An 18,871-nucleotide genomic window follows, 5' to 3' on the forward strand; every position below is an offset into this window, starting at 1 on the left:
CCATGCCCAACACTCGGGCCATGACGCAGCGTGTGGAGCTCGCCGCCGTGATGGACCGCCTGGCCGTCGACGGTCTGATCACCGACTACGCCGTCGCCGTCGACGACGGCGACTGGGCGGCCTACCGGGACTTGTTCACTCCGGACGGGCGGGCGGACTACCGCTCGGCCGGCGGGATCGAGGGAGAGGTCGGGGAAGTCGCCGCATGGCTCGAGGAGAGCATGCGGCTGTTCTCGATGCGCCAGCATCTGATCGTCAACCGCAGGCTGCGTTTCGGGGTCCTGGAACAGGACCCGGGCGACACCGCACGGGTCCTGGCCGACTACGTGAACCCGATGCGGCTGGCCGCCGGGGACGGTCCCGCCACGGCCCCGGACTTCGTGTGCGGCGGCCGGTACGCCTTCGAACTGCTGCGGACGGAGGACGGCTGGCGGGTGCGCGAGGTGGTGGTGCGGGAGAAATGGCGCCGGCTGCCAGGACAGGAGGCCACCGGCTGAGCGGTTGACGCTCCGTCCGCCGAGGGCCGTCCGATCGGAGATGGCCCCGGACACGCACACCGGAGCGACCACGGGGTAGAGAGGTGCCGTATGAAGACGTTCGGTCACTGGCTCTCCTCCCCGTGGCGGCGCTCCGCCCTCGCGGCCCTGGCGGGCGCGCTGCCCGTCCCTGCCTACCCGGCGCCCGGCCTGTGGTGGTGGGCGTACGTCGCGCTGGTCCCCTGGCTCCTGCTGGTGCGTTCGGCACCGACCGCGAAGCGGGCGCTGTACGACGGCTGGGCCGGCGGGTTCGGGTTCATGCTGTCGATGCACGTCTGGCTGCTGCCGAGCCTGCACGTGTTCACGCTGGTCCTCGCCGCGCTGCTGGGCGCGCTGTGGGCGCCGTGGGGCATGCTGGTGCGCCGGTTCCTCGGCGGGGTGGCCTCGCGGGGCCGGGCGGGGGCCGCTCTGCTGGTGCTGCCCTCGGGCTGGCTGGCCGTGGAGCTGGTCCGCTCCTGGCAGGGGCTCGGCGGGCCGTGGGGCGTGCTCGGGGCCAGTCAGTGGCAGGTGGAACCCGCGCTGCGGCTGGCGTCGGTCGGCGGGGTGTGGCTGCTGGGCTTCCTGGTGGTGGCGGTGAATGTCGCCGTCGCCCTGCTCGTCGCGGTTCCGGAGCACCGGGTCCCGGCCGTCGCCGGCCTCGTGGCGACGGCGGCGGCGACCTCGGCCGCGTGGGTGTGGTCGCCGCGGCCGGACGGCGACGGGCGGACGCGGATAGCGGTCGTCCAGGCAGGTGTCGTCGACGGGCCCGAGCGCCGGTTCGACCGCGAGGAGCAGCTGACCCGCCGGCTCGTCGGGCAGGACGTCGATCTGATCGTCTGGGGCGAGAGCAGCGTCGGCCACGACCTGGCCGCCCGGCCCGACCTGGCCCGCCGCCTCGCCGCGCTGTCGCGGGCGACCGGTGCCGACATCCTGGTCAACGTGGACGCCCGCCGCTCGGACCGGCCCGGCATCTACAAGAGCTCGATGCTGATCGGACCGGACGGACCGACCGGCGACCGGTACGACAAGATGCGGCTGGTGCCGTTCGGCGAGTACGTTCCCGCCCGGTCGCTGCTGGGCTGGGCCACGTCGGTCGGCAAGGCGGCCGGAGAGGACCGGCGGCGCGGCAGGGAGCAGGTCGTGATGAACGCCGGGCCCGGCCTGCGCGTCGGCCCGATGGTGTGCTTCGAGACGGCGTTCCCCGACATGAGCCGCCATCTCGTCGAGGACGGCGCCGACGTCCTGGTCGCCCAGTCGTCGACGTCGACGTTCCAGAACAGCTGGGCCCCCGCCCAGCACGCCTCGTTGGGCGCCCTGCGGGCCGCGGAGACCGGCCGCCCCTTCGTGCACGCCACCCTGACGGGTGTCTCGGCGGTGTACGACGCGAGCGGCGAGCGCGTCGGCCCGTCACCGGGGACGGACGCGAGTACCACGGCCGTCTACCAGGTGCCGCTCGCGGACGGTGTCACCCCGTACGTCCGCTTCGGCGACTGGCCGGTCCACGCGGCCCTGATCGTCCTCGCGGGACTGGGCCTGGTGGAGGGGGCGCGGGCGATCAGGTCGCGCCGGAACGCTCCCGCACCGCACGGACCACCCGCTCGCACAGTTCGTGAGTCGCCAGCGCGTCCCGGGCGCTGAGCGTCTTCCCCGCGCGGACGGCGTCGAGGAAGGCCAGTACAGCCTGCTCGATGCCGCGCTGACGGGCCACCGGCACCCAGTCGCCGCGCCGCCGCACGGTCGGCTGCCCCTTGTGGTCGACGACCTCGGCGAGATTGACGACCTGACGCTTGGTGTCCTGGCCGGACACCTCCAGGATCTCCTCGTTGGACCCGCTGAGCCGGTTCATCACCCCGAGCGCGGTGAAGCCCTCACCGGCGAGCTGGAGGACGACGTGGTGCAGCAGCCCGGCCTCGACGCGGGCCCGCACGGTCACGTCCTCGACCGGCCCCGGCACGAGGAAGCGCAGGGTGTCGACGACATGGATGAAGTCGTCGAGGATCATCGCCCGCGGCTCCTCCGGCAGGCCGACGCGGTTCTTCTGCATGAGGATCAGCTCGCGCGCGTGGTCGGCGCACTGCGCGTACCCGGGGGCGAAACGCCGGTTGAAGCCGACGGCCAGACTCGTCCCACGCTGCTCGGCGAGCGCCACGAGCCTTTCCGAGTCGGCGAGTTCGTACGCCAGCGGCTTGTCGACGTAGGTCGGGACCCCCGCCTCCAGGAGCCGGGTGACGATCTCGGGATGGACGGCGGTGGGGGCGTGCACGAAGGCGGCGTCCAGGCCCTGGGCGAGGAGCGCGTCGAGGTCGCGGTGGCACTGCCCGGCCGGCAGCCGCAGGGTGCCGGCCACCCGGTCGAGGGTGGCCGCGGTACGCGTCTGGAGATGGAGTTCGATGCCGGGCAGCGCGCCCAGCACCGGCAGATACGCCTTCTGCGCGATGTCGCCGAGTCCGATACAGCCGACCTTCACGAGGGCTCCTCCACTCCTGGTCCGCGCCTGCCTGCACGGCAGCATACGGGGCCCGCGGCGACCGCCGGCGGGCGATCCGGTCGATGCCGCGCGGCAGGAGCCCAGGCCCGGCCGCCGACAGCGCCGCCGCTCCCGGGTTCGCACGGCGACAGCGGCTGCCCGCGCCGGTTTCCCCCTGCCATGACCGCGACGGCCAGGCGCAGGACGACCGCGCCCCAGGCCACTCGCCGGTGATCGCGGCCGTCTCCGGTCCGAAGCCGCCCACTTCGACCGTGGTGAACCTGGACCGGCGCCTCCCCTGCGGGTCTCGTCGCCGCACGGGTTGCCGCCGCACAGGCCCACCGCGCGGCGATCCGGCGCACCGGCCCCGGCCGCGCTCCTACCACGGCGCGACGGGCGTCCGGGCGCCGGCCCGGAGGTGAGCCGGACCGGGCCGGGCCGGGGCGACCGCCGACCGGGACGACCGCCGGCCGACGGTCTCCACGGTGGAAAACACGTGGTGGCAGCGGGCCGGGTGGGCGACCATGCGGACATGACGACGCAGCGCACCGAACCCGCCCAGAACGCCGACGAACGCACCATGCTGGAAGGCTGGCTGGACTACCACCGCCAGACCCTCGCCCGGAAGTGCGAGGGCCTCACCGACGCTCAGCTCCGCACCGCGTCCGTGCCGCCGTCCGAGCTGTCCCTGATGGGACTGGTGCGGCACATGGCGGACGTGGAACGCAGTTGGTTCCGCAGGGTCCTCGTGGACGACGAGGCCGGCCCGATCCACTACAGCGACGAGGACCGCGACGGCGAGTTCCACCTCACGGACGAGGACACCTGGCAGGAGGCGTACGCCACCTGGCAGGCCGAGATCGGGATCGCCCGGCGCAACGCCGCCGACTTCACGCTGGACGGACTCTCCCGCGGCAGGAGCCGGTCCACCGGGGAGCCGTTCAGCCTGCGCTGGATCTACACGCACATGATCGAGGAGTACGCGCGGCACAACGGCCACGCCGACCTGCTGCGCGAGCGGATCGACGGCGTCACCGGCGACTGAGGCCGCGTCACCCCGAACCCCCACGCGCCCTCCCCACGGGGTGCGAGATCACCCGTGCGGGGCATCCTCCGCTGGTCCGCCGTGCCTCGGCGGGCCGGAGCCAGCAGAGTGGCGCGGGTGCAGCGAACGACGACAACCGCGACGCTTCTGGTGACCGTGGCCGTCACGGCCCTCGCCGGATGCGTGACCGTCCAGCCCCCGTCCGTGCCGGGTCCGCCCGCGGCCCCGGCCCAGCCGTCCGTGCCGCGGCTCGACGGGCGGGCCGGTTCACAGGTGGGGCAGGCACCGGCCGAGGAGGCTCTGGAGAGGGTCGGGCCCGAGCACGGACAGGAGTCGACGACATCGGCACCACCACGGCGTACCGCACCCACGGCGCCCGCCGAGCAGCACCCGTCCTCCCGCTCCCGTCCGAAGCCCTCGTCCCCCCGCTCCCGCCCGCAGGCCCCGACGCGCCCCGCACCCGCCCGGCCGGAGCGCCATCGCCCCGCGCTGCCCCGTGTCGACATCCCCGACGTGAAGGGGGAGGGGCGCGGGAACACCGATGTGTGCGCCCTCGGCAAGAAGTACGGGGGGTGGCGGGCGGGCAGCCCTGAGGCCGTGATCTGCGAGGGCACGTACGGCCGTTGAGGATCCGCCGCCTCGGCTACTCGGAGCGGAGGTTGTCCGGACCGCTCTCTCCCAGCCGCAGCTCCATCCGGCTGATGGCCGCCCGCAAGCCGTCGCCGTAGGTGTCGTCGCCCAGTCCCCGGGCCGCTCGGCGGGCCTTTCGCACATGGGTGCGGGCGGCTTCCGTACGGCCGAGTTTGACGTAGTCCGCGGCGAGGTTGAGGTGGAGCGAGGGGTACAGCGCCCGCACCGCGGGGGCCCGCTCGTGCTCCTCCGCCGCGGTCAGCGCCCTCAGATCCCAGGCCAGTTCGTCGAAGGGGTCGTCCTGGGTGTCGGCGAGGTAGTGGGCGACGGTGCAACGGTGCAGCGGGTCGCCCTCCTCGCCCAGTTCCTCCCACAGCTCCAGCAGGCGGCGCCTGGCCTCCTCCCGGTCTCCCCCGTGGTGCAGCATCACGAGTTGCCCGATCCGGGTCAGCACGGCGTCGGACGCCGCCTGTTCCTCCCGATACTCCGCCACGAGCCCTCCTTGCGTTGTTGCGAAGACGCTAACCGCAGGCACCGGAGATCCCGGTCAGGCGGCACCGGGCAGGTCCGGCCGGGACCCGCCCCGGCGAGGGTCAGGTCAGGTTCGGGACCGTCCAGTCGATCGGCTCGTGCCCCTGCCGGGCCACCGCCTCGTTGATCTGCGTGAACGGGTGGGAGCCGAAGAACTTCTTCGCGGACAGCGGGGAGGGGTGCGCGCCCTTCACCACCACATGCCGGCTCTCGTCGATCAGGGGCAGCTTCTTCTGTGCGTAGTTCCCCCACAGGACGAAGACCGCCGGGTCGGGCCGCTCGGCCACGGCGCGGATCACCGCGTCGGTGAACCTCTCCCAGCCCTTGCCCTTGTGCGAGTTGGCCTCACCGGCGCGGACCGTGAGGACCGCGTTCAGCAACAGCACGCCCTGCTGGGCCCACGGCATCAGATAGCCGTTGTCCGGGACGGGGGTGCCCAGCTCGGCGTGCATCTCCTTGTAGATGTTGCGCAGCGACGGCGGGATCTTCACCCCGGGCCGCACGGAGAAGCACAGGCCGTGTCCCTGCCCCTCGCCGTGGTACGGGTCCTGGCCGAGGATCAGGACCTTCACCCGCTCGTACGGGGTCGCGTCGAGCGCGGCGAAGACCTCCTCGCGCGGAGGGTAGACGGGACCCTTCGCCCGCTCCTCCTCGACGAACTGCGTCAGCTCCTCGAAGTAGGGCTGCTTCAGCTCGTCGCCCAGGACCCCGCGCCAGGTCTCGGGCAGCATGGCGATGTCGGTCACGTCAACGTCCTCCGTCGTGCGGTCACTTACAGGCCACAGAACCTACAGGTGACCACTGACAACGGGCTCCCCGGTGTGCCTACCAGCTGGTCTTGCGGGACAGCTCCCACACCATCATGATCGTCGAAGGGTCCAGCGCCCGCTCCGCGCCGGAGACGTCCTCGTTCGCGGCGATGTACTGCTTGCCCTGCCACAGCGGCAGCAGCCGGGCGTCGTCCACGAGGATCTGCTGGGCCTCCTGGAAGTCCTTCACCACGTTGGCGCGGTCGCTCTCCTCGCGGGAGCGGGGCAGCAGCACCTGGGTGATCTGCTTCGCCGGGTAGGGCGTGCCGAGCGCGTTCTGCTCACCGACGAAGGGGGCGATGAAGTTGTCGGCGTCCGGGAAGTCGGGGGCCCAGCCGCGTCCGAACACCGGGTACTCGCCCTTCTGGTAGCCCACCACGTAGGTCTTCCAGGGGCGGCTCTTGAGGGTGACCTCGAACAGCCCCGAGGCCTCCAGCTGGGCCTTGAGCTCCTTGAACTCCAGGGCAGTGTCGGAGCCGTAGCGGTCGGTGGTGTACCAGAGGGTGAGCGGCACGGGGTCGCTGATGCCGGCGTCGGTGAGGATCGCGCGGGCCTTGTCCGGGTCGGGGTCGCCGAAGTCGTCGAAGAAGCCGGTGGTGTGACCGGTCAGGCCCTTGGGGACCATCGAGTACAGCGGGTCGACGGTGTCCTTGTAGACCTTGTGGGCGATCGCGGCCCGGTCGATGACCTGGGCGACGGCCCGACGCACGGCGACCTTGTTCGACCAGCGGTCCTTGGGGTTGAACACCAGGTAGTTGATGTTGCTGGCGGCGCCCTCGACGAGCTGGAGCCCCTCGTTCTCGTCGCTCTTGTTCTCCAGGGTGACGATGTCGTCGGCGGCGAGACCCTGGTAGGTGATGTCGATCTGCTTGCCGCGCAGGGCCTTGACCATCTCGCCGGAGTCATGGAAGTAGCGGATGGTCACCGCGTCGTTCTTGCGGTCGGCGGAGCCCTTGTAGCGGCCGTTGCGGACGAGTTCCGCCCGGTCGCCCTCCTTGAAGTCCTTCAGGTCGTACGGACCGGAGCCCACGATGCCGTCGCCCTCGCGGAGCGCCTCGGCCGGGTAGTCGTCGGGGGCGACGAGGGACATGCCGGGAGTGGCGAGCACGAACGGGAAGGTGGCGTCGGCCTTGTTGAGGCGGAAGACGACCTCCCGGTCACCGACGGCCTCGACCCGGTCGAGGCTGCCGAGCAGTCCCGCGGGACCGGTGGGCGCGTTGATCGCGACGATCCGGTCGAAGGTGTGCTTCACGGCCTTCGCGTCCAGCTTGTCCCCGTTGGAGAAGGAGAGGCCCTCGCGCAGTTCGCAGTGGTACGCCCGACTGGTGTCGTCGGTGAACTCGCAGGTGGCGGCGTCGGGCTGGGGTGTCGTCGCGCCGTTCGGGTACGACAGCAGGGTCTGGTAGACGTTGCGGAACAGCTCCCAGGAGCCGTCCCAGGCGGCGGCGGGGTCCAGCGTGCTGGGTGCGCTGGTGGTGCCCACGACGATCGGCCCGGCGTCGTCGGAGCCCTCCTCTCCCAGGAGGCCGCATCCGGCCACCACCAGGGATATGGACACGATCGCCGCGACCTGCTGCAAGGATCGGTTCCGGTTGAACACGCGCACGCTCCTCGATCTGCCATGCCAAGGGTTGGCAGACCATACCGCAGCGCCACGGCGACTGAACCCGCCCGCATGTCACGTTCTTGATCACTTCGGCGATGACGACGTTGTCATGCCCCGGTGCGACAGCCGTGCGGCGGATCACGGCGCGACGGGCGCCCCTTCCGGTGTCGGAAGCGGCGCCCGTGTCCCGTGCGGCGGGGGCGTGGTCAGGCCACGCCCGCGTTCAGGAACAAGCCGCCGTCGACGACGAGGGTCTGACCGGTCACCCAGTCCGACTGCTCCGAGGTGAGGAACGCGGCGGCGCCGCCGATGTCGGAGGGCACGCCCAGCCGGGCCAGCGGGTAGGTGGCGGCCGCCTCGGCCTCCCGGCCCTCGTACAGGGCCTGGGCGAACTTGGTCTTCACCACGGCCGGGGCGATGGCGTTGACCCGCACCTTCGGCGCGAACTCGTGCGCCAGCTGCTGGGTCAGGTTGATCATCGCGGCCTTGCTGACGCCGTACGCGCCGATGAAGGGCGAGGGCGCCAGGCCCGCGACGGAGGCGATGTTGACGATCGCGCCGCCGTTGTCCTTCTGCCAGGCGTGCCAGGTGCGCTGGGCGAAGCCGAGCGCCGAGATCACGTTGGTCTCGAACACCTTGCGGGCCACGTTCAGGTCGAGGTCCGCGATCGGGCCGAACACCGGGTTCGTACCGGCGTTGTTGATCAGGTGGTCGACGCGACCGAACGCCTCCATGGTGCGTTCGACGGCGATCGCCTGGTGGGCCTCGTCGTGGGCCTTGCCGGCGACGCCGATGACGCGGTCGGCGCCGAGCTTCTCGACGGCCTCCTTGAGGGCGTCCTCGTTGCGTCCGGTGATGCACACCCGGTCGCCGCGGGCGACGAGCGCCTCGGCGACGCCGTAGCCGATGCCGCGGCTGGCGCCCGTGACGAGGGCGACCTTGCCGGAGAGTGCGGGCAGTTCAGTCATGTCCGTGACCCCTGGTGATCTAGTTGAGCGGTCCGCCGGCGACGTACAGCACCTGGCCGGAGACGAATCCGGTGGCCTCGCCCGTGAAGAAGGCGATCGCGTTGGCGACGTCGTCGGGCTCACCGACACGCGCCACCGGGATCTGGGTGGCGGCGGCGGCCTTGAACTCCTCGAAGCCCATGCCGACGCGGGCGGCGGTCGCGGCCGTCATGTCGGTGGCGATGAAGCCCGGCGCCACCGCGTTGGCGGTGATGCCGAACTTGCCCAGCTCGATGGCGAGGGTCTTGGTGAAGCCCTGGAGACCGGCCTTGGCGGCCGAGTAGTTGGCCTGGCCGCGGTTGCCGAGCGCGGAGGACGAGGAGAGATTGACGATCCGGCCGAATCCGGCGTCGACCATGTGCTTCTGGACCGCCTTGGTCATCAGGAACGAGCCGCGCAGGTGCACGTTGAGCACCGTGTCCCAGTCGCCGGCGCTCATCTTGAACAGCAGGTTGTCGCGGAGCACACCCGCGTTGTTGACGAGGATCGTCGGGGCGCCGAGCTCCTCGACCACGCGCGCGACCGCCGCCTCCACCTGGGCCTCGTCGGAGACGTCGGCGCCCACCGCGATCGCCCGGCCGCCCGCCGCGGTGATCTTCTCGACGGTGTCCTTGCAGGCGGCCTCGTCGAGGTCGATCACCGCGACCGCGCGGCCCTCGGCGGCCAGCCGTACGGCGGTGGCGGCTCCGATGCCGCGCGCCGCGCCCGTGACTACTGCGACCCGCTGCTCTGTGGTGGCCATTGCTGCTTCTCCTCGCCCTCGAGAATGTACGTCCGTGTGGGCAGCGACCGTTCTGATCACCGTCGATTCGGTGAGCGACCGCTTAGTACCCTCGGCAGACGTGACGCTAGAAGCCTTGGCACCCGGTGTCAACGCCACACGAGGGCGGTGTGATGCATCACCCGGCCCGTCACCTCACCAGGAGGTCCAGCAGACGGTCGACCTCGGCCGCGGGATCGGTGGTGAGCCCGGTGTGCACGGGTCCCGGCTGCACGACCGTCGAGCGGGGGGCGATCAGCCAGCGGAAGCGCCGCCCGGCGTCGTCGTCGGACGCCTGTCCGGCCGCCTCGCCGCCACCGCACACGCCCTCCACGGCGCGCAGCGCGGCGCGCACCCCGGCCACGTCCGCGTCCGCGTCCAGCGCCAGCAGCCGCGCCTCGTCGAGGTGGGTGCGGGCGCCGACGTAGCCCTGGGCTCGGCAGTAGACGAGCACACCGGCGTTGATGCACTCGCCGCGCTCGACGCGGGGCACGATGCGCAGCAGGACGTACTCGTAGATGTCCCGCTCATTGGCCTCGCTGGCCCTGATGATGTGGCGCTCGTTCACTCGGCCCCCTTGATGCGTTCGTGGATGACGGCGGCGCGCGCGAGGAGGGGTGCCGCGTAGGCACTCCGGAGCGCGTCCGGGGTGTGGAAGCCGGGCTCGTCGGTCAGCCAGGCGTCGGGGATCTCGCCGGTGACCTCGGCGAGGAGCTCGGCGGTGATCAGGGGCGCCAACTCGGCCGCGGCGGCCGCGATGTCCGGGTGGAAACGGGCGAGGGCGTGGTCCGAGGCGTCGTACGGACGGGCCGCGGAGGCCTCGGCGGAGGGCCAGTTGTGGTGCCAGATCATGGTGGCGCCGTGGTCGATGAGCCACAGGTCGCCACGGTGCACGAGCAGGTTGGGGTTGCGCCAGGAACGGTCGACGTTGTTGACGAGCGCGTCGAACCAGACGATCCGCCCGGCCTCGGCGGGGTCGACCGGGAAGGCGAGCGGGTCGAAGCCGAGGGCTCCGGACAGGAATTCCATGCCGAGGTTGGTGCCGCCACTGGATCTCAGCAAGTCCTGCACCTGCTGGTCGGGTTCGCCGAGGCCCAGCACGGGGTCCACCTCTACCGTGACCAGGCGTGGAACCCTCAGGCCCAGGCGGCGGGCGAGTTCTCCGCAGACGACCTCGGCGACGAGCGTCTTGCGACCCTGCCCGGCACCGGTGAACTTCAGGACGTAGGCGGCCAGGTCGTCCGCCTCGACGAGGCCCGGCAGCGATCCGCCCTCACGCAGGGGCGTGATGAAACGGGTCGCGATGACTTCCTTGAGCATCGCTCCAGGCTACTGGGGTCGCGCGGGTCCGCGGAGCCCGGCCGAATACCGCCCGGCAACCGTGGCTCACGCCCCGCTCACCGCGAACAGGTCAGGATCTCGGGGCGGGTCCGATCGGGCTCGACCCTCGCTGAACAGGCGGCGTCCGGAGCCCGTACCTCTCGGCAGATCCTCGAGCCTTACCGAAGGGAACCCCAGCATGACCAGCGCATCGATCCAGTCCACCCCGGGACCCGCCCGTCGCACCGTCGTGGCGGCCGCCGGAGCCGCCGGGCTCGCCGTCGCGCTGAGCGCGTGCGGAGGCTCCGACGACGACTCGTCCGGTGCGGTGGACTCCTCCGGCCCGGCCGCAGCGACCGGCGGTTCCACGTCCGCGAACACCGACGGCGGCGCCGCGGCGGGTACGGCTCTGACGACGACCGCGGACATCCCCGAGGGTGGCGGTAAAATCTTCGCCGACCGGAAGGTGGTCGTCGTGCAGCCGACGGCGGGGCAGTACAAGGCCTACTCGGCGGTGTGCACCCACCAGGGCTGCGCGGTGAAGAGCATCGCCGACGGCGTCATCAACTGCCCCTGTCACAACAGCAACTTCTCCATCACCGACGGCAGCGTGAAAAGCGGCCCGGCGACGAAACCGCTGCCGGAGCTGCAGATCAGCGTGAGCGGTGACTCGATCACTCTCGCCTGACGCGCCCGTCCCCCCGTGCGAAGCACGCCAGGACCTCGTCCGTGGTCGCGACCGTGGCGACCAACGCGAGGGTGTGGCGGATCATCGCGGGGGTGTACCGCGACGGCACCCCCGCGACGGCGTCGGACGGCACGACGGTGGTGTAGCCGCGGTTGACCGCGTCGAAGACCGCGTTGGGGATCGCCACGTTGGCGGAGACACCGGTGACGACGAGTGTGCGGCAGCCGAGGTTGCGCAGCAGCGCGTCGACGTCGGTGCCCTGGATCGGCGAGAGTCCGTGCAGACGCCGTACGACGAAGTCCTCCTCCGTGACCTCGATCGGGGGCGCGACCTGGACGGCGGCGGTGCCGGTCAGCTGTCGGACCGGGAGGCGTTCGGCGGCGCGGAACAGGCGGGCGTTGCGGTTCGCTCCCCGGCCGTCCGGACGGCGTTCGGCGACCGCGTGGATCACCTGGACGCCGCTGTCGTGGGCGCCGGCCACCAGCCGCGCGACGTTGGCGAGGGCGCCCGACGAGCGCGCCGCATGGGCGAGTTCGGGCAGGGCGGCGTCCGTGCCCACGACGCCACGCTGGCATTCCACCGTCAACAGGACGGTGTGGCGGGGATCGAGCAGATCACCGAGTCGTACGGACGACGGCATGGCTCCCCCTGGGGGCCGGTGCGGGTCAGGTCGGGGCGAGGGTAACCACCGTTGCGCGAGCAGGGAAGAAGACTCATCCTGTGCGGACCGTCCTTTTCTGACGTGTTGTCAGAAACACCTCTGACACGACGTGAGAGAAGCGAAGAGAGAAGAGGGCCGGATGACCGTCACTCAGCGCAGGGGCCGGAAGATCATGATGTCGCCGGGCGAGGTGAGCGCGTTCCTCACCATTCAGCGCACCTGCCGGGTGGCCACCGTGTCCGCCGACGGCACCCCGCACGTGAGCGCCCTGTGGTTCCTGTGGGACGGCTCCGCCCTGTGGCTGTACTCCGTGGTGCGCAGCAGACGCTGGACCGACCTGCGCCGGGACCCACGAGTCGCGATCGTGATCGACACGGGCGAGGAGTACGACTCGCTGCGGGGCGTGGAACTGTCCGGCACCGTGGAGTTCATCGGCGAGATCCCTCGCACCGGGGAGCTGTGCGCCGAACTCGACTCCGTCGAGACACTGTTCGCCCGCAAGAACTTCGGCCTGGAAGCCATGCCGCACGACGGACGGCACGCGTGGGCACGGCTGCGCCCCGAGAAGGTCGTGTCATGGGACTTCCGCAAGCTGGGCGACCTGTAGGAGAGGCGGCCGGCCAGGCACCGGGACCGGCGTCAGACGACGGTGTCCGCCGCCGACTTGAGGGCCCTGACCGCCGCCCTGATCGACGGACGGCGGTCGGCGTCCGCCCTCCACACGGCGTAGACGTGCCGGCGCAGCCGCTGCCGGAGCGGGACCATGACGATCCCCTCCGGCACCGGGTGCCGCCCGAGCAGCGGAGCGATGCACACACCCAGCCCGGCTGCGACCAGACCGAGTTGAGTGTGCGTCTCGGCCGCGCGGTGGCCGACGATCGGCTCGACGCCCCGCGAGCGGAGCGTGAACATCAGCCACTCGTGGCAGAACTCGCCGTCGCCCCAGGTGATCCACTCGTCCCCGGCGAACTCCCCGAGGTCCACCTCGTCCCGCCCCGCGAGCGGATGCCCGGCCGGCATCGCCACGTCGGCGGGGTCGTCCAGGATCGGCGCCTTGACCAGACCGTCCGGCACCGGCATCGGCTTGTTGTACCAGTCCAGGACGACGGCGAGATCGAGGTCGCCGCGGATCACCTGCGCGATGCCGTGCTCCGGCTCCAGCTCACAGGAGCGCACGCGCAGGCCGGGGTGCTGCTCGCGCAGATCGGCGAGCGCGGTGGGGAACAGCCCGCGCGCGGCGGTCGGGAACGCCGACAGCCTCAACTCCCCCACCACCTGACCGCGCTGGGCCTCCAGGTCGGACTGGGCCAGCTCGACGTGCGACAGGATGCGGGCCGCGTGATCGGCGAGCAGCCGACCCGCGTCCGTGAGCCGCACACCCCTCCCGTTCTTGGCGAGGAGCTGCTGTCCGACCTCCCGTTCCAGCTTGGCCATCTGCTGCGAGACGGCCGAGGTGGTGATGTGCAGCCCGGCCGCGGCGCCGCTGACCGAGCCGTGCCGGGCGAGGGCGTCGAGGGTGCGCAGGCGCTCCAGGTTCAACATGTAAGTGATGCTACGAGATATCGCTCGCGAAATCTCGCTTGTGCTACGAGATGGTTGTCAGGGACGGTGATGACCATGACCACCGCCGCATCCACCGCCGCCACCGGTTCTCCGTCCACGTCCTCGGACGCCAGGCCTTCGGCCGCACCCCGTCCCACCGTGGACTGGCGCCTGCGTTTCGGGTTCCTCTCGCTGATCTGGGGCTTCAGCTTCCTGCTCATCAAGGTGGGCACGCAGAGCTACGCGCCGTTCCAGGTCACGCTCGGCCGGTTGGCGTTCGGGACGGCGGTGCTGGCGGTCGCCATCGCGGTGAAGCGGGACCGGCTGCCGCGCGGGGCACGCACCTGGGCGCACCTGACCGTCGCCGCGCTCCTGCTGAACGCGGTGCCGTTCTCCCTGTTCGCCTACGCGGAACTGACCATTCCGTCCACCCTGGCGGGCATCTGCAACGCGACCTCGCCCCTGTGGGGCATGGCCCTGTCCCTGGTGGCCCTGTCCGAGGACCGGCCGACCCGGGTCAGGGTGGCGGGCCTGGGCCTGGGATTCCTCGGCGTGCTGACGGTCCTGGGCGCCTGGCAGGGCTTCAGCGGACTGGACGCCCGCGGCACCGCGCTGGCGCTGCTGGCCTCGCTGAGCTACCCGGTCGGCTGGATCTACGTCCGCCGCACGCTGGCCGGCACCGGAGCCTCGGCCCTGTCGATGACCGGAGCACAGCTCTTCCTGGCCACCCTGCAACTCGCCGTGGTGACCCCGTTGTTCACGACGTTCCCGACCCGCTTCCCGGTCCTGCCGTTGCTGGCGATCGCGGCCCTGGGCGCCCTCGGCACCGGCCTCGCCCTCCTCATCCAGTACGGCTTGGTCACCGAGGTCGGCCCGACGACGGCGCAGATGGTCACGTACTTCATCCCGGTCATCGCGACGGCCGCCGGAGTGGCCCTGCTCGGCGAGTCCCTCACCTGGTCGACACCGGTGGGAGCGGTCATCGTCCTGGCGGGAGCGGCACTGACACAGGCGCGGGGCAAGGCGTAGGACACGGGGTCGGGGGACGACGGACCGCGGGGCGGGGACGGCGGACCGCGGGGCGGGGACGGCGGACCGCGGGGCGGGGACGGCGGACCGCGTGGCGGGGACGGCGACCGACGCTGTCCGCCGGGCGCCGGACACGACGTGGCCGGGCACCCGCTGGTCGTAGACCACGCCCGCCCCCGCTCCCGCGCACCACATCCACCTGGAGCCCCCCCCCAGGGGCCGCGCCCCCGCCCCTCGGGCCCACGCCGTACCCAGTCCGCCTGCCCACGCACCCCCCACGCCCCGCTTCGCACCGCAACCCCTCACACCCCACCCGCCCCCACGTCCGGCTTCCCCGCGACCGAGCGCCCCGCCTACACGAACCCCCGTCCACTGCCCACCCGCACCGCGGAAGCCACCGCGTCCGCCAACGCCTCCACCTCGCCCTGCCCCAGCGTCGACACGGTGATCCGGATCCCGGGCGGAGCCGCGAGCCGGAATCTCGCGCCGGGCGCGACCGCCCACCCCGCGTGCAGCAGCCGCGCCACCGCCCCGGTCTCGTCGGGCACGGGGATCCACACGTTCATCCCACTGCGGCCCCGCGCCGGGACCCCCCGGTCCGCCAGCGCGGCGATCAGCGCGTCCCGGCGCGTCCGGTACGCGCCGGCGACCGCCGCGGTGTCCACCGCTCCGTCCACCCACAGGCGCACGACGGCCCGCTGGGTGATCCGGCTGACCCAGCCGGGCCCCAGGCCCTGGCGTCCGCGGACCCGGTCGAGGGTGACCTCGTCGCCGGTGAGGACGGCGAGCCGCAGGTCGGGCCCGTAGGCCTTGGCGACCGAGCGGACGAAGGCCCAGTGCCGGGTGACTCCCGCGAGGGGATGCACGGGCAGGTCGACGATCCGGTGGCCGTGGTCGTCCTCGATGAGCAGGGTCTCCGGATGCCGGCGCAGCACGGCCCGCAGGGCACGCGCGCGTGCGGCGTCCACCGCGGCGCCGGTCGGGTTCTGCGCCCGGTCGGTCACGATCAGGACGCGCGCGCCGGCTTCCAGGGCACGGCCCACGTCCTCCGGGAGCGGCCCGTCGTCGTCGACGCCGACCGGGACCGTACGCAGCCCGAGGGCCGGGACGAGGTCGAGGAGCGAGCCCCAGCCGGGGTCCTCGACGGCCACCGTGTCGCCGGGCTTGACGTGGACGGCGAGCACCCGCTCGATGGCGTCCAGGGAGCCGGAGGTGACGGCCACCGGCCCGGCCGGGACCCCGTCGGCGTCCAGTTCGGCGCGGGCCAGCCTCGCCAGTTCCGGCTCGACCGGCTCGTGTCCGTAGAGGACCGGCTCCCGGTCGCCCCGCTCGGCCGCCCAGGCGAAGGCCGGCCCGAGCGGCGGCAGCAGCGCGGTGTCCGGATTGCCCGCCGACGCGTCCCGCACCCCTTCCGGGACCTGGACCCGGATGAATTCGCGCCCGGTCGTGGCCGGCTTCGAGCGCACCCTGCTGCCCCGACGGCCGTCCGTCTCGATCACCCCGCGTTCGCGCAGGGTGCGGTAGGCGGCCGCGACGGTGTTCGGATTCACCCCGAGCCGCTGAGCCAACTCCCGCATCGGGGGCAGCGGTTGGCCCGGCTCCAGCTCACCGCCGCCCACCGCCTGCTCGACGCTCGCGGAAATGTCGGCTGCGCGCCGACCTCTGATCGGATACTCTCCTAGCACAAACCAGATTATGCACTAGTACAATGGAGAACGCCATGCAGGGGACCACGCAGCCGCAGGGGCCCGCACGGGCGACGACGTCACCCGCCGTCTACACCCCGACCGAACGCACGGTCCCCACCCGGTCCGCGGAGAAGGCTTCGTACGACAAGGATTTGGTGCACGCGATACTCGACGAGGGATACGTCTGCCACCTCGGCTTCGTCCGCGACGGAGCGCCGGTCGTGCTGCCGACGCTGTACGGCCGGGTCGGCGAGACGCTGTATGTGCACGGTTCGACGGGCTCGCGCCCGCTGCGGATGACCGGCCAGGCCGACCCGGGGCTTCCGGTGTGCCTGACGGTGACGCACGTGGACGGACTGGTCCTGGCCCGCTCGGCCTTCCACCACTCGGTCAACTACCGCTCCGTGGTGGTGCACGGCCTCGCCTACGACGTCACCGACCGCGAGGAGAAGCTCGCGGCGCTGGACGCCCTGGTCGACCACGTCGTCCCCGGCCGTGCCGCCGACTCCCGGCCGGCCGACAAGAAGGAACTCGCCGCCACCGCGGTCATCCGCATCGACCTGAACGAGGTCTCGGCCAAGACCCGCACCGGCGGGGTGAACGAGGAGCCCGAGGACCTCGCCCTCCCGTTCTGGGCCGGGGTGATCCCCCTCCGCAAGGGTTACGACACCCCCCTCCCCGAGGCCGACCTGCTCCCCGGCACCGAACTCCCCGGCTACCTCCGGGCCCTGTGATGCTGATCCACCCCTGGGACTCCCCCCGCGACGACGCCGAGTGGCAGGGGTGGCTGGCCGAGCGCGACTTCGGTCAGCTCGCGGTCAACGGCCGGCCGGGCGACCCGCCATGGGTCCAGCCCCTGCACTTCGCGTACGACCCCGACCGCGGTGAGGCCGTCACCCACCTCGCGCGCCCGAACCCGCTGTGGGCGGAGCTGGAGGCCGATCCGCAGGTCGTGCTGAGCGTGGTCGACGACTACGTGTACGTACCCGGCCCCTGGCAGGCGCCGCCGGAGGGTCCGGCCGAGCACGGCACACCGACGAGCTTCTACGCGGCGGTCCAGCTGCGCTGCACGGCCCACCTGGTCGACGATCCGGACGCCAAGGCCGACCTGCTGAACCGGCAGACGGGCCACTTCCAGCCGGAGGGCGGTTCCGCCCGGGTCGCGGCGGGCGAGGTGCCGTACGGCCGTCTGCTCTCCGGCATCCGCGGGATCCGGCTCGAAGTGACGGGCGTACGGGCCAAGTTCAAGTACGCGAACCACCGGCCGGCCGAGATCCGGCAGCGCATCGCGGCGGGCCTCGCGGCACGTGGCGGTCCGGGGGACGCGGCGGCACGCGCACACCTGCTGCGCCGCGGGCCCACGAGGTGACCGTACGACGATGCCCGGCGCTTCCGCCGGGCGCGGCTCACCGCGACCAGGTCCGCACGTGCCGTGACGCCGGCCCGCCGGGTCGGGGAACGAGGGGGCCGCGTTCGGAACGGCCCTCGCGCCGCGTCGTGCCGGCCTGCCGACGGTCGGGGCAGAGCCCCGGGGCCGTGCGGGCCCAGGGGGACGCGGTCCCGCGTCAGGTCGACGTCCCGCGGGCGGACAACTCCCGCTCGGGGCTGCCGCCTGCCACCGGTTCCGCGGTGCCCTTGGCCGGGGTGGAGGACTGTGCGATGAAGGCGCCCATCAGGACGACGGCGCCCCCGACGATCTGCGGCGCCGAGAGGTGCTCGCCGAGCAGGACCCAGGCCAGGACGGTCGCGATGACCGCCTCCAGGCAGGCCACGACACCCGCCACCTGCGGGGAGAGCCGACGCACGGAGACCACGCCGGTGACGTACGCGACGACCGTGGCGATCAGGACGATCCAGCCGAGCAGCAGCCAGGCGGGGACCCCGGTGCCGTCCATCGTGGCGGAGTCCGCGAGGAGCGACCAGTCCATGCCCCAGGGGCGGGCGACGGCCGTCAGGACGACGGCACCGACGAGGAGACCGTAGGCGATCACGCCGAGCGGGTCGGGAGCGTCGTCGCCGGAGTCGCTGCCCTGGTCGGAGAGCACGAAGTAGCCGACCTGGCAGCAGGCGGCGGCCAGCGCGAAGGCCAGGCCGAGCGCGTCGAAGCCGAGCCCCGACCAGACCTCGACGACACAGGCGAGCCCGCCCACCGCGAGGACCACGCCGAGCGCGGCGGCCCGGGTCACCGGCCGGCGCTGCACGAACCGGACCCAGCCGAGCACGAGGGCGGGCGCCAGGTACTCGACGAGCAGGGCGACACCGACGGGGATGCGGGAGATGGAGGCGAAGTAGAACGCCTGGACGCCGGCCACACCGAGCAGGCCGAACCCGGCGAGCAGCGCGGGGCGGCGGCGCACCAGCGCGCGGTGGCGCACCGCCAGGGGCAGCATCACCAGGGCCGCGCCGGTCACCCGCAGCCACACCACGTGCAGCGGGTCGAGCCCCGCATCGATCAGCGGCTTCGCCGCCACTCCGGATCCGCCGAAGGCGATGGCCGACCCGACCGCCAGAGAGAGCCCGATGCCCCTCCCGCGACCCACCTGACTGCTCACAGACCTATGCACCGGCACATG

Annotated in this window: 21 protein-coding genes; 9 read left to right on the forward strand and 12 right to left on the reverse strand. The window is 72.4% G+C overall.

The annotated features are described in order from the left end of the window. Positions 1 to 20: 20 nt before the first annotated feature. Both ACZ5Y0_RS20545 and lnt read left to right on the forward strand, forming a co-directional pair. Positions 21 to 497, forward strand: coding sequence for a nuclear transport factor 2 family protein (locus ACZ5Y0_RS20545; protein ID WP_469130101.1), 477 nt, complete (start codon positions 21 to 23; stop codon positions 495 to 497). A 90-nt stretch (positions 498 to 587) separates the two neighbouring features. Beyond that, a complete protein-coding gene (gene lnt, locus ACZ5Y0_RS20550) occupies positions 588 to 2,153 on the forward strand; it encodes an apolipoprotein N-acyltransferase (protein WP_469130102.1) in 1,566 nt (521 codons plus the stop codon). On the opposite strand, the gene ACZ5Y0_RS20555 is transcribed toward lnt, so the two are convergent. After that, the gene (locus ACZ5Y0_RS20555; RefSeq protein ID WP_469130103.1) at positions 2,071 to 2,982 is read right to left on the reverse strand and encodes a Gfo/Idh/MocA family protein; all 912 of its coding nucleotides are present in this window, start codon (positions 2,980 to 2,982) and stop codon (positions 2,071 to 2,073) included. The two genes, lnt and ACZ5Y0_RS20555, sit on opposite strands and share 83 nt — an antisense overlap. Before the next feature lie 532 nt (positions 2,983 to 3,514). On the opposite strand from ACZ5Y0_RS20555, the gene ACZ5Y0_RS20560 reads away from it, so the two are divergent. Then, positions 3,515 to 4,027 carry a DinB family protein gene (locus ACZ5Y0_RS20560; protein ID WP_469130104.1) on the forward strand — a complete coding sequence of 171 codons (513 nt, stop codon included), beginning with the start codon at positions 3,515 to 3,517 and terminating at the stop codon, positions 4,025 to 4,027. 117 nt (positions 4,028 to 4,144) lie between these two features. Beyond that, positions 4,145 to 4,654 (forward strand): hypothetical protein, encoded by a 510-nt coding sequence (locus tag ACZ5Y0_RS20565; RefSeq protein WP_469130105.1) that lies wholly within the window; start codon positions 4,145 to 4,147, stop codon positions 4,652 to 4,654. Positions 4,655 to 4,670: 16 nt separating this feature from the next. On the opposite strand, the gene ACZ5Y0_RS20570 is transcribed toward ACZ5Y0_RS20565, so the two are convergent. The 7 genes from ACZ5Y0_RS20570 to ACZ5Y0_RS20600 all read right to left on the reverse strand — a co-directional run bounded on the left by ACZ5Y0_RS20570 (position 4,671) and on the right by ACZ5Y0_RS20600 (position 10,690). Then, complete coding sequence (locus ACZ5Y0_RS20570) at positions 4,671 to 5,150, reverse strand: hypothetical protein (protein WP_469130106.1); 480 nt, start codon at positions 5,148 to 5,150, stop codon at positions 4,671 to 4,673. A 100-nt stretch (positions 5,151 to 5,250) separates the two neighbouring features. Continuing rightward, the gene (gene ung, locus ACZ5Y0_RS20575) at positions 5,251 to 5,934 is read right to left on the reverse strand and encodes a uracil-DNA glycosylase (RefSeq protein WP_469130107.1); all 684 of its coding nucleotides are present in this window, start codon (positions 5,932 to 5,934) and stop codon (positions 5,251 to 5,253) included. A gap of 79 nt (positions 5,935 to 6,013) precedes the next feature. Continuing rightward, entirely contained in the window at positions 6,014 to 7,597 is a 1,584-nt protein-coding gene (locus tag ACZ5Y0_RS20580; protein ID WP_469130108.1) for an ABC transporter substrate-binding protein, read from the reverse strand. Positions 7,598 to 7,809: 212 nt separating this feature from the next. Continuing rightward, positions 7,810 to 8,571 (reverse strand): SDR family oxidoreductase, encoded by a 762-nt coding sequence (locus ACZ5Y0_RS20585; RefSeq protein ID WP_469130109.1) that lies wholly within the window; start codon positions 8,569 to 8,571, stop codon positions 7,810 to 7,812. Positions 8,572 to 8,590: 19 nt separating this feature from the next. Next, positions 8,591 to 9,352 carry a 3-oxoacyl-ACP reductase FabG gene (gene fabG / locus ACZ5Y0_RS20590; RefSeq protein WP_469130110.1) on the reverse strand — a complete coding sequence of 254 codons (762 nt, stop codon included), beginning with the start codon at positions 9,350 to 9,352 and terminating at the stop codon, positions 8,591 to 8,593. Between the two features lie 169 nt (positions 9,353 to 9,521). Continuing rightward, positions 9,522 to 9,938 (reverse strand): DUF3037 domain-containing protein, encoded by a 417-nt coding sequence (locus ACZ5Y0_RS20595; RefSeq protein ID WP_469130111.1) that lies wholly within the window; start codon positions 9,936 to 9,938, stop codon positions 9,522 to 9,524. Next, positions 9,935 to 10,690 (reverse strand): HipA family kinase, encoded by a 756-nt coding sequence (locus ACZ5Y0_RS20600; RefSeq protein WP_469130112.1) that lies wholly within the window; start codon positions 10,688 to 10,690, stop codon positions 9,935 to 9,937. The genes ACZ5Y0_RS20595 and ACZ5Y0_RS20600 overlap by 4 nt, the downstream gene beginning before the upstream one ends. 199 nt (positions 10,691 to 10,889) lie before the next feature. Here ACZ5Y0_RS20600 and ACZ5Y0_RS20605 point away from each other — a divergent pair, with 199 nt between their 5' ends. Next, a complete protein-coding gene (locus ACZ5Y0_RS20605) occupies positions 10,890 to 11,378 on the forward strand; it encodes a Rieske (2Fe-2S) protein (protein WP_469130113.1) in 489 nt (162 codons plus the stop codon). Here the strand turns inward: ACZ5Y0_RS20605 and ACZ5Y0_RS20610 are convergent. Next, positions 11,365 to 12,018: a cysteine hydrolase family protein gene (locus ACZ5Y0_RS20610; protein WP_469130114.1), complete on the reverse strand. Its 654-nt coding sequence runs from the start codon at positions 12,016 to 12,018 to the stop codon at positions 11,365 to 11,367. The genes ACZ5Y0_RS20605 and ACZ5Y0_RS20610 overlap by 14 nt on opposite strands. Before the next feature lie 160 nt (positions 12,019 to 12,178). On the opposite strand from ACZ5Y0_RS20610, the gene ACZ5Y0_RS20615 reads away from it, so the two are divergent. After that, positions 12,179 to 12,646, forward strand: a complete 468-nt coding sequence (locus ACZ5Y0_RS20615; RefSeq protein WP_469130115.1) for a pyridoxamine 5'-phosphate oxidase family protein — start codon at positions 12,179 to 12,181, stop codon at positions 12,644 to 12,646. A gap of 32 nt (positions 12,647 to 12,678) precedes the next feature. On the opposite strand, the gene ACZ5Y0_RS20620 is transcribed toward ACZ5Y0_RS20615, so the two are convergent. Continuing rightward, positions 12,679 to 13,581 carry a LysR family transcriptional regulator gene (locus tag ACZ5Y0_RS20620; protein WP_469130116.1) on the reverse strand — a complete coding sequence of 301 codons (903 nt, stop codon included), beginning with the start codon at positions 13,579 to 13,581 and terminating at the stop codon, positions 12,679 to 12,681. Between the two features lie 75 nt (positions 13,582 to 13,656). Here ACZ5Y0_RS20620 and ACZ5Y0_RS20625 point away from each other — a divergent pair, with 75 nt between their 5' ends. Further along, positions 13,657 to 14,610, forward strand: a complete 954-nt coding sequence (locus ACZ5Y0_RS20625; RefSeq protein WP_469130117.1) for a DMT family transporter — start codon at positions 13,657 to 13,659, stop codon at positions 14,608 to 14,610. A 353-nt stretch (positions 14,611 to 14,963) separates the two neighbouring features. Here the strand turns inward: ACZ5Y0_RS20625 and ACZ5Y0_RS20630 are convergent, their stop codons facing one another. Continuing rightward, positions 14,964 to 16,295, reverse strand: a complete 1,332-nt coding sequence (locus ACZ5Y0_RS20630; protein ID WP_469130118.1) for an aminotransferase class I/II-fold pyridoxal phosphate-dependent enzyme — start codon at positions 16,293 to 16,295, stop codon at positions 14,964 to 14,966. Between the two features lie 35 nt (positions 16,296 to 16,330). On the opposite strand from ACZ5Y0_RS20630, the gene ACZ5Y0_RS20635 reads away from it, so the two are divergent. Together ACZ5Y0_RS20635 and ACZ5Y0_RS20640 are read left to right on the forward strand one after the other, a co-directional pair. After that, positions 16,331 to 17,032, forward strand: coding sequence for a pyridoxamine 5'-phosphate oxidase family protein (locus ACZ5Y0_RS20635; protein WP_469130119.1), 702 nt, complete (start codon positions 16,331 to 16,333; stop codon positions 17,030 to 17,032). Then, the gene (locus ACZ5Y0_RS20640) at positions 17,032 to 17,667 is read left to right on the forward strand and encodes an FMN-binding negative transcriptional regulator (RefSeq protein WP_469130120.1); all 636 of its coding nucleotides are present in this window, start codon (positions 17,032 to 17,034) and stop codon (positions 17,665 to 17,667) included. Before ACZ5Y0_RS20635 ends, ACZ5Y0_RS20640 begins: the two co-directional genes overlap by 1 nt. A gap of 196 nt (positions 17,668 to 17,863) precedes the next feature. Here ACZ5Y0_RS20640 and ACZ5Y0_RS20645 read toward each other — a convergent pair whose 3' ends face one another. After that, positions 17,864 to 18,868, reverse strand: a complete 1,005-nt coding sequence (locus tag ACZ5Y0_RS20645; RefSeq protein WP_469130121.1) for an EamA family transporter — start codon at positions 18,866 to 18,868, stop codon at positions 17,864 to 17,866. Between the last annotated feature and the right edge of the window lie 3 nt (positions 18,869 to 18,871).

Source organism: Streptomyces sp. NPDC033216, from assembly GCF_055577115.1.